This window comes from Bradyrhizobium sp. SZCCHNS3002 (assembly GCF_032377435.1).
Classification (GTDB): Bacteria; Pseudomonadota; Alphaproteobacteria; order Rhizobiales; family Xanthobacteraceae; genus Bradyrhizobium.
In genome coordinates, this window is the sequence record NZ_JAUHHY010000003.1 from 124,353 (window position 1) to 139,760 (window position 15,408).

The following is a 15,408-nucleotide window of genomic DNA, read 5'->3' on the forward strand; positions in this document are numbered from 1 at the left end:
TCATCGGCGGCCCTTTTGCTCGTCCGACGCCGGCCGGGATCAGACGTGGACCTGCGTCTGGGCGTGGCTGTTGTCGAGGATCATCTTGATGACGTCGTCGCCGCCCGTGAGGTTGGTGCCGGTGTCCTTGATGGTCGCCACATTGGTCCAGCCGGAGCCGGTATTGACCTGCAGCGTCAGGTCGCCGTTGTTCAGCACGCCGCTGCCATTGGCCGAGGCGAGGCTGGAGTGCCCGCCGCCGTCGACGAAGCGCACCGCGTCGGCGTGGTTGCCGGACACGCTCGCCAGCAGGCCGGAGAGGTCGATGACGTCGCCGGAGGTGCCCGTCTGGAAGTCCAGGATGGTGTCGAGGCCGCCGCCGGCCAGGTCACCGGCGTTCCACTTGAACGTATCCGAACCGCCGTTGCCGGTGAGCTGGTCGGAGCCGGCGCCGCCGATGAGAACGTCAGCGCTGCCCGACCCGATGATCGTATCATTGTAGTTCGATCCGATCACGCCTTCCATATTCTTGTAGCTGTCCGTGCCGAGACCGGGAATGGACACGTTCGTGGCGGTCGAGCTCTGAGTCAGCGTCAACGTAAAGCCGGCCGTCGCGTCGGAGAAATCGAGCAGGTCGATCCCTGCCGCGCCGTCGATGGTGTCGTTGCCGCCACCGCCGCGGATGATGTCGTCGCCGTCGCCGCCATTGATCGTGTTGGCAGCACTGCTGCCGATCAGGATGTCGTCGCCCGAGCCACCGGTCACGCGCTCGATGTTGGCGATCGAGCTGAAGCCGGTGGCGGTGCCGGCTCCGAGATTGACCGTCACGTCCTCGCTGGTGATATAGGTCAGCGTGTCACTGCTGCTGCCGCCGAGATCGGCGGTCACCGCCTCGATATTGCTGAGCTTGGTTCCGTTGACGTCGGTGATGACGCCGCCGGCCAACGTGACGTAGATCAGATCCTGCGACGACGTCCCCTCGATGACGAACGTATCAGTGCCAGTGCCGCCGTCGACGATGTCGACGCCGTCATTGACGCCCCAGTAGAAGGTGTCGTTGCCCGAGCCGCCGATCGTGACGTCGTTGCCGCTGCCGCCCCGGATCGAGTCGTTGCCGGCGCCGCCATTGATGTAGTCGTTGCCGGCGCCGCCGAGCAGCGTGTCGTTGCCGCCGAGGCCGTAGATGCCGTCATCGTCGGCGCCGCCATTGAAGTTGTTGCCGCCGCTCGACCCGATCATCACGTCGTAGCCACCGTTGGCGTTGGCCTCGAGCGGGTTGTCGACCGTGGCGGTGATCGCGTCGCCGTCATTGGCGCTGTAGCCGGACAGCCAAGGTGCCGAGCCGGTCACATAGGACTTGTCCGACAGCGAGTTGATGGTGAGATTGAAGGCGCCATTGTCGAGCGCGTTGAAGGCCAGATAGGTCGACACGGACGACACCGAATCGGTGGCCGTGACCTTGTAGACGTACAGGCCCGCGTCGTTGTTGTTCGGATCTCCGGTGAACTGATTGCCGGTCCGGTGGATCCAGCTGTCGTCGCCGGTCGAGCTGTAGACGAGGCTGTAGGTGTAGGTGACCGTCCCCGTTCCGCCTGAGAACAGCGTCGCCGCATCCAGGCTGATGACGTTCGGCGAGTCGGTGTTCTTCGACAGCGCATAGCGTCCATCGGCACTCGTGGTGTCCACAACCGACAGCGGCGCGGGCTCATTCGTGCCGTTGATGGTCACGTCGATGACCTGGCTGGCCGTGCCGTCGACCGACTTCACCGTCAGCGTGTCGTGCTTGACGTCGCCATTGTTGAGCGCCTGCACGTTGGCCGCCGAGTTGTTCAGCGTATAGCCCCAGGCCCCGGTCGCCGCATTGAAGGTGAAGGTGCCATACGTCCCTGCCAGCGACGCCGGCGTCTGGAACTGGGCTTCGCCGCTGTCGACGTCGGCAACCGTCAGGGTGCCGCCGGCCGTGAGCGTGCCGTCCTCCTTGACCGTCCCGCTTGCCGTGCCGGTGATCGACGCCGCATCGTTGACGCCGTTCACCGTGACGGTGACGGTCTGCGTGGTCGTCCCGCCATGGCCGTCGTCGATCTTCACCGTGTAGGTCTGATCGATATGGTCGCTGGCGCGCAGCGACTGGATGTCGGAATCGTTGACGGTGAACGTCCAGTTCACCTTGTGGCCGGCGTTGTCCACGGTGGCGTTGAACGAGCCGTAGTAGTTGCTGCCCGCCGGGGTCGTGGTGGTCACCGTCTGGGCGTCGCCGTCCACATCGGTGAAGGCGATCGCGCCGGACGCCTTCTCTACGCCCGGCGTCAGGGCCGTGCTCGGTTGCACCGAAATGTCGTCGATGACCGCGCCGCCCGCGCTCGCGAACTTGATGGTCGTCGACGTCGAGGTTGCCGTGAACTGGTAGGTCTGCTCCGTCCAGCCGAGGTTCCAGGCGCTCGTCGTCAGAATGGTCGTTCCGTCGACGCCTGACGTCACGGCCGTGCCGTAGGTCATCACGTAGAAGTCGACGGTATAGGTCATGCCGACGACGGTGCTGATGGTCTGGCTCATCGAGCTCGATGCGCCGTAGAAATCGGCCGAGCCGCCGTCGGTGCGGCCGCCCACGACGGTGACGGCATGGGCGCCCCCGACCGTCCACGCATCCAGCGTGTAGAAGTTTCCGTTGTAGTAGCCGAACGAGCCGTTCTGGATCAGGTTGCCGGCCGGTGCCGCATACGAGGCGTCCTCGGTAACGCTCGCCGTGGTCGTGCCCGCTCCGAAAGTCGGCGCGTGGTTCGGCGCGGTGACCGAGCCGGTCTGGCCGCTGGTCACGTTCTCGGCAAAGCCCTGGCCGTCGGTGTAGGTGACGTTGGCCGAGATCTTGTGGCCGACGTCGTTGGATCCCAGCGTGTAGGTCGAGCCCGTCGCGCCGTTGATGACGGCACCGTCCCGCAGCCAGTGATAGACGACGTTCGACGCGGCGCCATCCGGATCGCTGCCGATATTGGCGGTCAGCGTCTGGCCCTGCGTCGCCGTGCCCGACACCGTCACCGTCGCCGCGCCGTCGTTGACCGGGGTGATCGTCAGCGTGAAGGCGTCCGAGGCAGCATACTCGCCGTCGCTGGCATAGACAGTGACGTTGACCGCGCCGGCGAAATTCGCCGGCGGGGTGCCGCTGAACGTGCCCGTCGTCGCGTCGAAGTGCAGCCACGCCGGCAGAGCGCTGCCGTCGCTCAGGTTCGCCGACAAGGTCAGCGGACCATTGCTGCCGTCGAAGCGTCCATCGACGTCGGCGAAGGTGTTGGACGGGATGGCGAAGCTGAACGGCTGGTCTTCCGCCGAGCTGCGGTCGGCCAGCGCGTTCTGCAGGGTCGGCGCGTCATTGTTGCCGATGATCTGGATCGTCACCGTCTTGGCGGTGCCGTCCTCGGTGTAGACCGTGAAGCTGTCGGTCAGCGTGGTCTGGTTTTCCTTCAGCGCCTGGACGGTCGGATTGTTGTTGTAGAGCCCGTAGGTCCACTTGCCGTCGCTGCCGATGTCGAACCAGCCGTAGCCATTGGCCGTGTTCGAAGAGGCCGCCTGCCACACGTCGTTGTGACCGTCGACGTCGGTCGAGTTGAGGTCGCCGCGGGCGATGCCGTAGAGCGGGCTGCTCTGGCTGTTGGCGATGCCGCCCTCCTCGGCGATCGTGCCGGTGGCGTCGCCGCTGATCACGGCCGCGTTGTTGACGCCGGTGACCGTGATCTTCAGCGTCGCGGTGTTCGAGACCGCGCCCGACGGATCCTTGTCGGTATAGGTGAAGGTGTCGACGGCGTTGACGCCTGCGGCCAGCGCGTCGGCCTTGTCGGCCACGTAGGTGTAGGAGCCGTCCGAATTCAGCGTCAGATGGCCGTAGGCGCCCTCGATCGAGGTGCCGATGCCCGTGCCCTGCGTCACGCTGCCGGTGCCGGCAACGACACCGGAGACGACCAGCGAGGACGTCCCGCTATCGACGTCGCTGTCGGCGACCGAGCCGCCGGTCGTACCGCGGACGACGCCATTCGCAGCCGCGATGTTGAGCGTGCCATCCTCGAGCACCGCGTTGGTGTCGGAGTTCGCCACCGGCGGGTGATTGGCGGGGATGACCTCGACGCTCACCGTCTGCGTGGCACTCAGATTGCCGCCGCCGACATTGCCGTTGTCGTTGATGGTGATCGTGACCGACCCCGGATGGTCGCTGTTCGGCGTGAAGACGGCGGAGGCCAGATAGGTGTTCAGATCGCTGATCTTGAACCCGCTCATCGTGAGCGTCTGGCTGGCGTCGAAGACGCCGAGAGACGGGATCGAGAACGTCCCGCCGGAGATATCGAACCTCACGGACTCGACGACATCGCCGTCCGCGTCGGAGAAGGTGATCGCGTTGGCGCCGGTAAAAGCGAACGCGGCACCTTCATTGGCGGTCACGTGCGTCGGGGCGTGGACCTCGGGTGCATCGTTCACCGGCGCCACGTTGATCGTCAGCGTGCCGGTGTCCGTCTGTCCGGCCGCGTCACGCACCGTGTAGTCCACGGTGTCCGCGCCGTAGAAGTCGGCCTTCGGCTTGTAGACATAGGTGCCGTCGGCATTGAAGTGGATGGTGCCGCCCTTGGCCGTCGCGAAGTCGTCCCCCACCACGCTCAGCGTGTCGCCGGTGTCCGGGTCGCGATCGTTGTGCAGAACGCCCTGTGCGGGATCGGACACGGTCAGCGTCGTGTCCTCGTTCACGCTGGCCGTGTCGTCCACAGCCGTGGGCGCATCCTCGATCGGGTTGATGTTGATGGTGATCGTCTGCGTCGCGCTGAGATTGCCGCCGCTGCCGATATTGCCGTTGTCGTTGATGGTGATCGTGACCGATCCCGTCGTGTCGTTGTCGGCTGAGGGCGTGAACACGGCCGACGCCAGGTAGGTGTTCAGGTCGCTGATCTTGAACCCGCTCATCGTGAGCGTCTGGCTGGCGTCGAAGACGCCGAGCGACGGCACCGAGAGCGTGCCGCCGGAGATATCGAACCGCACGAACTCGACGACATCGCCATCCGCATCGGAGAAGGTGAACGCGTTCGCGCCGGTAAAGGCGATTGGCGTATCCTCGTTCGTCGTCACCTGCGCCGGCGCGTGGATCTGCGGCGCGTCGTTGACCGGGGTCACCGTGACGTCGATCGTCTGCAGCGCGGTGTCGACGACGTCGGTATGGACGTTGCCGTCCGACAACGTGGCGTGATCGGTGACCTCGGCGACGACCGACAGTGAGAACGTGCCGTTGTAGTTTGCGGGCGGCGTGACCTGCAGCGGATGGCTGTCGAACGCGGCAATCGCTGCAGCGTCGTCGATCACCCATTTGCCGGCGTCGGCGCCGGTTCCGGCATGGCCGACCGAGAAGGTCGCCCCGGCAGGATAGCCCGAAATCAGCAGCCGCAGGCTTTCGGAGCCGTCGGTGTCGGTAACGGCGGCACTGATGAGCTTCAGGTTGATCGTCTGATCCTCGGCGCCTGAGGCCGGGCCGAGGTCCATGAAGCTCAACGTCAGCGAGTCGGCCTTCGGCGCGACGTCGACCGTGACATGCGCGGTCGCGGTGCCGCCATCGCCGTCGCTGACCGTGTAGTCGAAGCCGGCGATACCGGAGAAGTTCTTGTCCGCCGTGAACACCGGGTTGCCGTTGGTGAGCGAAACCGTGCCGTGCGTCGCATTGCCGACGCCCGTGACGGTCAGCGTGTTGTGGTCAACGTCGGTGTCGTTGTTGAGCAGGCTCAGCAGGGAATTGATGGTGAGCGGAGCGTCCTCGCTCGCCTGGACCGTGTCGTCGTGAGCCACAGGCGGCGTGTTGAACACGCCGGTCAGCGTGCGCGTGCCGTCGGTGAAGGCGAAGCTTTCATAGTTCGTGAACGTATCGGTCAGACCGTTGTGGGTGACCTGCACGCCGATCAGCGTCACGCCGTCCGTCGCGAACACCTTGGTGTAGGTCGCGTCGGCAAACTTGAAGCCGAACTTGACGGTGTCGCTGTCGGCGCCGCCGTCGGACACGACGCTGGTGTTGCCGGCAAACCGGACAAGATCCAGCGTGTCGTTGCCGGAGCCGCCGTTGAACACGATGGTCGACGGCGCGATCGCGGTGCCGCTGATATCGGTGATCGTCACCGTGTCGCTGGCGGTGCCGCCGGTGATGGTGATGCGCTCGATCTCGTCGGCGCGGATGGTCGCGCCGTTCGGACCGTCGTAGCGCACCAGAATGTCGGTGGCGTTGCTGGCCGAGGGGTCGTTCAGCGTCGGATTGATCTCGGTGCCGGTCGAGGTCTTGCCGATGGTGAAATTGCGGGCATTGGCATCGCCGGTGATCGCGAGCACGTCGTAGTTCGGATAGGCCGCGCCGGACTCCGAGCCGCCGTCGACGACGTCGCTGCCGTCGCCAACGGTGTACAGGAAGGTGTCGTTGCCGGCGCCGCCGAACAGCCGGTCGTCGCCTGCCCCGCCCTTGATGACATCGTTGCCAGCACCGCCATACAGCGCATCGGCGCCGCTGCCGCCGACCAGGATGTCGTCGCCGCCGGAACCGTGGGCCTCGGTCACGCCGCCCAGCTTGTCGGTGCCGACGACCTTGTCGGTCACCGAGGCACGGTCGGTCACGCTGTGGGCGCCGACCGTCTCGCCGAGGACCGTCGCCGAGCTGTCGCCGAGATTGACGAACACCGGCGAATTCGGCGCGTCATAGCGCGTCGTCGTCACGGTGCCTGCGGCATCGACCCGGATGGTGAAATTGTTGGTGAAGACGTCGTGGTCGCGATCCTCGACCGCGAACGCGAAGTTGAGGTCGAGATACTGATCGGCCGCGCTCGGGGTCCCGATCGGCGCGGGGTGATCGAGCGGCTGCAGCAGAATGAAGTTGTAGGAGCCGGTGCCGGCCTCCGACAGCGTCACCGTGAACACCGCCGCATCGGCGGCATTGCCCGTCACCTGGCCGTTCTGCCCGATATAGCTGCCACCGCTCATGCGATAGGCGGTCAGCGTCGTATGATCCGCCGACATCACATAGGTCAGGCCGAAGCCGAGCGAGGTCAGCCCGGAGAGCTGGTGATTGGCCGCATCGTAGACGCGGACCGGCGACGAGCCGAAGAAGGTCACCGACGGACCGGAGCTGTCGCCGTCGGCTCCGTAGGTGATGCGCAGATCGACCGCGCCGGTCGAGACATTGCCGGCCGCCTCCGAGACCGCGACAATGTCGACATCCTGCGACTGCGGGGCATCGTCGTTGACGGTGATGATGATCTGGTCGTGCAGCGCGACGGAATCGCCGTCCGAATCGGTGGCGGTCACCGCGGTCGACAGATCGAGCGTGAGCGCGTTGTCATGGCCGGTGCCGACGTGGTCCAGCGCGCCCTTCAGACGGAACGAATACTGCCCGGTGTTGGGGTCGACCTGGAACTCGAAGATCGTAACCCCGCCGGCCTTGGCGATCAGCGTGTTGTCGACGCCGATGCTGTAGGTCAGCGCCACGCCGCCCGACGTCAGCGACAGCAGCTCGGGCGCGAGGTTGGTCTTCTCGACCGTATAGGTGCCGGGCTTGTCGGCGCCGAACGACACCAGCGAGCTCAGATTGCCTGTGAAGTAGGAGTCGTTGCCGTTGCCGTCCCCGTTGAGGTCGCCGCCATGGTTGCCGGTGGCGGTCACCACCGTGCCGTTCGGCAGCTCGCTCTCGTAGACAGTGGCTCTCAGCACCACCGCGGTCGCGACAGGCGTGTCGTCGTCGATCGTCACCGCGAACGAGGAGCTGGCGCTGTCGCCATCGGCATCGGTGGCGGTGAAGCCGAAGGTCAGCTTGACGTCGTTCTCGTTCTGGCCGGCCGGATGATCGACATGCTTCAGCAGCGTGAAGCTGTAGCTGCCCGCGCCGGAATCATCGAGCGAGACCTTGAACACCTGGTTGGCCGCCGATGGCGGATTGCCGTTGGTCGGATTGCTGCCGGTGTAGCCATAGACCGTATTGCCGACGACCCAGAGCTTGACCTGGACGCCCTCGACCGTCAGCAGACCGGCGTCCGAGGTGGCGTTCTGGCCGTTGGTGATGCCGCTGAACGCGACCGCGCGGTTCACGCTGCCGCTGTTGTTGTCGTCGGCGCCCCAGGAGATCGCCAGCGAGCCGTTGGCCGTGACATTGGCGCCGGCGACGTCGCCAGTCGCCGCTCCGGTGTTGCCGCCGGAAAGACCATCCTCGTCGACGGTCCCGGCGTCAGCCGTGCCGATCGCAGGCCGGCCGTTGTCGTCATTGATGGTGACGGTGAAGTTGCCGCCGGAGGCGGTGTCGCCGTCGGCGTCGGTCGCGGTGAAGCCGAGCTTCAGCGACAGCGCGTTGGTCTGGCCCGAGCCGACGTGATCGACATTGTCCAGAAGCTCGAAAGTGTAGCTGCCGGAGCCATCGTCCGACAGCGTGATGTGGAACACCTTGCGGTCGTTCGTGGTGAGCTGGCCGCCATTGTCGTTGGCGACGCCCCAGATCTCGGTGTCCGACACGCGGATGAACTGCACCGCCGTGCCGTTCGAGGTCAGGGTCGGGCTGCCCGCGCCGGTGGTCTTGACCACATCGCCGGTATGGATCGCGCTGTCGAACGCCACGCTGCGATTGGCCGCGCCCGAATTGTTGTCGTCGGCGCCCCAATTGATGTTGAGCGCGACATTGGCCGCGGTCTGGGTCTGGAACACCTCGGACCCGGCTGATCCCGTGGTGTTCTCGGTCAGCGTCGCGGCGGCCGCCGAACCGAGCACCGGCACGTCGTCCTTGACCGAGACCGTGAAGCTGTTGCTGGACGTGTCGCCGTCGCCGTCGGTCGCCGTGAAGCTGAAGGACAGCTTGACGATGTTCTCGCCGCTGCCGGCGGGGTGATCCAGGGTGCCGAGCAGCTTGAAGCTGTAGGAGCCGTCGTTCTGGTCGCTCAGCGACACTTCGAACACACGGGTGCCGTGAGCGAGATCGCTGCCGGTGTAGCCGACCAGCACGCCGTTCTCGAAGCTGTACTTCACCGTCTGGCCGTCCGACGTCAGCGTCAGATTGTGGCCCGCGCTGTCCTCGGCGTCGACATTCGCGCCCGCGCTCGCGTAGCGGAAGGTGACCGATCGGTCGCCGAGCCCGGCGCCCGAGGTCTTGTTGCTGTCGTCGGAGCCCCAGCTGACGTTGAGGTCGCCGCTGACTGAGGTCGGCTCCTTGGAGGAATCGGTGCCGCTCGGCAGATCGTCCTCGTCGACGGTCCTGGCATCGCCGGCCGCCGCCACCGGCGCGGTGTCGAGCACGTTGACCTTGAAGCTGCTGCTGACGCTGTCGCCGTCGGAATCCGTGGCCTTGAAGCCGAAGGTCAGCGGCAGGCTGGTGCCGTTCTGGCCGGACGCCGGGTGGTCGATGTTGTCGTACAGCGTGAACTTGTAGCTGCCGTCGCCAGTGTCGGACAGCTGGATGGTGAAGACGGTGCGGTGATCCGCGGTGACCGCCGTCAGCAAGGTGCCGTCGCCGGAGATCGTGTAGCTGATCGCCGAGCCGTCGGAGGTCAGGCCCGTGGCGCCGGCGACGGTGGTAAAGGCTACCGCGCGGTTGTGCCCGACACCCGTATTGTTGTCGTCGGCGCCCCAGGAAATGGCGAGGCTGCCGGTCTGGACCGTCGAGTTCGACGCATCCGGGTGGCTCGTGTCGTAACCGTCGGTCGGCAGATTGGCCTCGCTGACGGTCTCGTCCTCGGCGCAGCCGACGGTCGGCACGTCGTCGGTCACCGCAACCGTGAAGCTGCTGGTGGCGCTGTCGCCGTCGGAATCGGTGGCCTTGAAGCCGAAGCTCAGCGCCAGGCTATCGGCACCCGACTTGCCATGGTCGAGGTTGTCGAGCAGCGTGAACTTGTAGCTGCCGTCGCCGTCATCGCTCAGCGTGACGGTGAACACCGTGCGGTGATCGGTAGTGACCGCGCTCAGCGTGGTGCCATCGGATGAGACCACATAGCTGATTGCATAGCCGTTCGACGTCAGCCCTGCCGGTGCGGTCGTGTCGAAGAACGCCACCGAGCGGTTGTTGGTCGCGCCGGAATCATTGTCGTCGGCGCCCCAGGAAATCGCGAGATGCCCGGTCTGCACGGTCGAGTACGGCGAATCCGGGAACAAGACGTCGTAGAGATCGGTCGGCAGGTTGGATTCGCTGACCGTCTCGCTCTCGGCGTGCCCGATCGTCGGGACGTCGTCGACGACGGTGACGGTAAAGGTGCTGCTGCTCGCATCGCCGTCGGAATCGGTCGCCGTGTAGTCGAAGGTCAGCTTGACGACGTTGCTGCCCTGCCCCGCCGGATGATCGAGATTGCCGAGCAGCTTGAATGTGTAGGTGCCGGTGCCGTCGTCATCGAGCGAAACCTCGAACACGCGCTGACCGGAATTGAGGCTGTTGCCGGTGTAACCGACCAGCACGCCATGATCGAAGGCGTATTTCACCTGCTGACCGTCCGACGTCAGGCCGCTGAGACCGACATCGCTGCCGTTGGTCACATGGACGTCGGCGGCGGCGTTGGACGTGTTGGTGAAGCGGACCGAGCGATCGGCTGCGCCGTTGTCGTTGTTGTCGGCACCCCATTTGATGTTGAGCGCGCCGGTCACCTGGGGATCATGGCTGCCGCCATCATGACCGCCGAAATCGGGGCCGCAATCGCCGCCGCCGGCGTTGAGATCGGCTTCGTTGATGCTCTTGGCCGTCCCGGTATGCGCCTCCGGGCTGTCGTCGTTGACGCTGACCTTGAACGTGCCGCCGATCTGATCGCCGTCGGAATCGGTGGCGACGTATTTCAGAGTCAGCGCAATGCTGTCCTCGGTGTTGGGCACCGGGTGGTCGAGATTGTCGAGCAGCGTGAAGGTGTAGGAGCCCGAATCGAGATCGGACAGCTTCACCGTGAACACGGCGGCATTGGCCTTGTTGCTGGTCCAGTTGCCGTTGCCGTCGATGTAATGCTGTCCGTCGAAGCGGTAGGCCGTGATCAGCGTGCCGCCTTCGCTGACGGCGTAGGACAACGCGACGCCGTTCGACGTCAGGTGCTGCGCGGCGAGCGAGGAGGTGGCGTCGGAGGCGAAGGTGACGGCGCGGTCGCCGTTCACCGGTGACGCACCGGTGATCCCGACATTGCCGAGATTGTTGGCGCTGTCGGCGCCCCAGGAGATGCCGAGAGCACCCGTTGCGACGGTGTTCTGGCCGGGAACGTCGCCAGGTCCGCCCGCGAGCCCGGTGGCAAGCCCGTCCTCATCGACCACGCCAGTCGCAATCTCCCGGTTCAGCACCGGCGCGTCGTCGTTGATCTTGATCTTGAAGGTGTCGGAGACCGCATCGCCATCCGAATCCGTGGCGACGAAGCCGAGGGTGAGCGTGACGTCGTCCTCGGTATTGTGGCCCGGATGATCGATGTTGTCGATCAGCGTGAAGCTGTAGGACCCCTGCCCCTGGTCGGACAGCGACACCGTGAACACCGCGGCCTTGGCCGGATCGCCGGTTGCATGGCCCTGGCCGTCGACATAGGTGTGATGGGCTTCATCGTAGCGGTAGGCCGTCAGCAGCGTGCCATCGGCTGACACGGTGTAGCTCAGCGCCACGCCGTTCGACGTCAGATGCTGTGCGGTGAGCGTCGAGATCACGTCGGAGGCGAAGGTCACGGCGCGGTCGCCGTTCACCGGCACCCCGTTGATGCCGCCGTCGACATGGCTGTTGGCGCTGTCGGCGCCCCAGCGGATGCCGAGGAAATCGGTCACCGTCAGATTGGCGCCCGCAGCGTCCTTGCCGTCCGCATAGGAGTTGCCGGGATTGCCAAGACCGTCCTCGTCGACCACCGAGTAGCTGACGCGCTCGCCGAACACCGGGGCGTCGTCATTGACCTCGACATTGAAGCTGCCGTGGATCGCATCGCCGTCGGAATCGGTGGCGACGAAGCTGAAATTCAGCCCCTGATTATCCTCGCTGCCGTGGACCGCGTGATCGAGATTGCCGGTGAGGTTGAAGGTGTAGGAGCCGTTGTCCTGGTCCGACAGCGACACGGTGAACACCGTGGCGCTGGCGAGGTCCTCCGTCGGCTTGCCGTTCGCGTCGACATAGGTCTCGTGGGCGGCGTCGTAGCGATAGGCGGTCAGCAGCGTGCCGTTCTCGGAAACCTGATAGCTCAGCGCCGCTCCGTTCGACGTCAGCCCCAGCTCCTCGAGCGAGGACACGGCGTCGGCAGCGAAAGTCACGGCGCGATCACCCTTGACCGGGGCGCCATCGATGCCGCCGTCGACATGGCTGTTGGCGCTATCGGCGCCCCACAGGATCGCGAGCGACCTGGTCACCGTCAGATCGGCGCCCACGACGTCGCTGCCGTGCGCATAGCTGTCGCCGGCATTGCCGAGGCCGTCCTCGTCGACGACGCCGGCACTCGGCGCATCGCCGAACACCGGCGCGTCGTCGTTGACCTTCAGGGTGAAGCTGTCGGTGACCGCGTCACCGTCCGAGTCGGTGGCGACGAAGCCGATATTGAGCGTGATGTCGTCCTCGGTGCCGTGCACCGGGTGATCGAGATTGCCTTTCAGCTCGAAGGTGTAGGAGCCGTGGTCCTGATCGGACAGCGACACGGTGAACACCGTCGCATGGGCCGAATCCGTCGGCTTGCCATCCGCGCCGACATAGGTCTCGTGCTCGGCGTCGTAGCGATAGGCCGTCAGCAGCGTGCCGTTCTCGGACACGACATAGGTGAGACCGAAGCCGTTCGATGTGAGATTCTGGGCGTCGAGCGTCGCGACCACGTCGGCCGCGAAGGTCACGGCGCGGTCGCCGTTGACCGGCGTGCCATCGATGCCGCCATCGACATGGCTGTTGGCGCTGTCGGCGCCCCAACGGATGCCGAGCGTATCGGTGACCTTCAGGTCTTCGCCATAGGCGTCGCCGTCGTCCTTGTAGCTGTTGCCGGCGTTGCCGAGGCCGTCCTCGTCGACCACCGAATAGCTCGGCTTCTCGCCGAAGGTCGGCGCGTCGTCATTGACCTTCACCGTGAAGGTGTCGGTGATCGCATCGCCATCGGAATCGGTCGCGACGAATCCGATGTTGAGGGTGATGTCGTCCTCGGTGCCGTGCACCGGGTGATCCAGGTTGCCCGACAGCGCGAAGGTGTAGGAGCCGTGGCCCTGGTCTGACAGCGACACCGTGAACACCACGGCGCCCGACAGACCCTCGCCTTCCAGCGGCTTGCCGTTGGCATCGACATAGGTCTCGTGCGCGGCATCGTAGCGATAGGCGGTCAGCACGGTGCCGTTCGCCGACACGTCATAGCGCAGGGCAAAGCCGTCGGAGGTGAGATCCTGCGCCTCGAGCGAGGCCACCACGTTCGCGGCGAAGGTGACGGCGCGGTCGCCGTTGACCGGCGTGCCGTTGATGCCGCCGTCGACATTGTTGTTGGCGTCGTCGGAGCCCCAGCGGATTCCGAGCGTATCGCTGACCGTCAGGTCCTCGCCATAGGCATCGTGGCTGTCGGCGTAGCTGTTGCCGGCGTTGCCGAGGCCGTCTTCGTCGACCACCGAATAGCTCGGCTTCTCGCCGAAGCTCGGGCCGTCATCGGCGACGTTGACGGTGAAGGCGCTGTTGACGGGGTCGCCGTCGGCGTCGGTCGCGACCACCTTGAAGGTCAGCGGCAGCGACGCGTCGTTGGCGCCGTTGTGGTCGATGTTGTCGGACAGCGTGAAGGTGGCGCTGCCGGAGCCGGTGTCGGACAGCGACACGCTGAAGATGGTGCGCGCGCCCTCGCCCTCACCTGCCGTCGCGATGATCTCGGTGCCGTTGGCCGACAGCGTGTAGGAGATGGCCTCGCCGTTCGAGGTCAGGCCCAGTGCCTGCAGGGTCGCGATCTCGGACGCGTCAAACACCAGCGAGCGGTCGCCGTCGACCACGGTGCCGTTGGAGCCGCCATCGACCTTGCTGTTGCCGTTGTCGGCACCCCAGCCGATGTGGAGGTCCACGCTCGCGGTGGTCGGCTCGAAGCCGTCGCCGCCCGAGGGCTTGGCGTCGCCCACGATTTTGGCGCCGAGCTCGCTCTCCCCGCCGCCCTCACTGCCGCCGCCGGTGTGCTCGGCGACATTGATCGCCTCGACGGTGCCGGCGACCGGCGAATCGTCGTTGATGCCGATCACGATCGTCACCGGCGCGGTGTCGCCGCTGCCGTCGATGGCGATGACGTTGAAGGTGAGGTTCAGCGTGTCTTCGGTGCCGAAGACCGGATGATCGAGCGGCAGCAGCAGCGTGACCGTATAGGTGCCAGCAATCGTCGAGTTGGCGTCGAGCGTGACGGTGAAGACGTGATTGGCGGTAATCGATGGATCGCTGCCGATATAGCCGATCAGCTCAGGCTGGCCGTTGACGGTGGTGATCGCAAAATGCACCTCCTGGCCGCCGGAGGTCAGTCCGGCGAGACCGGGCTGCGACGCCGCGAACGCAAAGGCGCGGCCGATCACGTCGGTGCCGAAGTCGACGTTGAGCGAACCGGTGAAGCTCGTCGCCACGCCGCCGATATCGCCGCTGCCGCCGGGCCGGCCTTCGGACAATCCGTCCTCGTTGAGCACGACGCTGTCGGCAACGCCGGCGATCGGCGTCGGATTCGGCGTGACCGGCCTGTCGCCGAATTGAGCGCCGATGTCTTCGGCTCCCAGCAGCCCCAGCGGCGTGCCGACAGTCAGCGGGTCGACCTTGAACGTTCCGAAGTTCGCGCCGGCAGGCACGCCCGGCGCTCCGGGCGTCCCCGCGGCCGGCAGCACCGACTGGTCGGTGGTGATCGGAAACAGTTCGGCAAACTGATCGCCATTGATGATTCGATCGGGGCCGACTTCGAAGCTGACGTCCTTCAGCGGGGCGCCGTTGGTGTCGAAAACCGGGTCGATCGAGACCGTCGACTGATTATCGAACAGGATGATCAGGCGGTTGCCGATCTTGACGAAGGTCAGCCGCTCGCTGGCAATGTCGCTGAAATCGATCTGGTTCGGGCCGTCGAGATGGACCGTGACGGCTTGGTTGCCCTGTGGCTTCCCGATCTTGAGGTGCTTGGCCGAGGCGCTGGATGGCTGCGTGGACGTGCCGGTCAACTGGGCCAGCAGGACAGGAGCATTCATGCGCCAAAACCTCCAAATATGGGGCGCTTTGGTGGCGCCCCATTTCTATCGTTAAACTATTATTAAACGAGAATACGGGTCAATATTACCGGTTCTTGTTAATCAGACTTTAGGGACTTTGGGTAAATGCAGTCAAGTGCAGCGGCATTTGCGAAGGTAAACAAGGCTGTGCCTATGCTTCCGCCTAAGGGGCGGAGCTGCCTGAACGACAAGAATAAATGGAGGCGAGGCCTGCAGAATTACTGCCAATTCGCAGTTATTCAATCGCGCAATACTCGGGGAACAACACGCACGCTGTTGGGAATAAGAGCT

Annotated in this window: 1 protein-coding gene; it reads right to left on the reverse strand. The window is 65.4% G+C overall.

Annotated elements, in window-relative coordinates; all coding sequences use genetic code 11:
- Window positions 1-39: 39 nt before the first annotated feature.
- Window positions 40-15,096, reverse strand: coding sequence for a VCBS domain-containing protein (locus tag QW845_RS07730; protein WP_315801017.1), 15,057 nt, complete (start codon window positions 15,094-15,096; stop codon window positions 40-42).
- Between the last annotated feature and the right edge of the window lie 312 nt (window positions 15,097-15,408).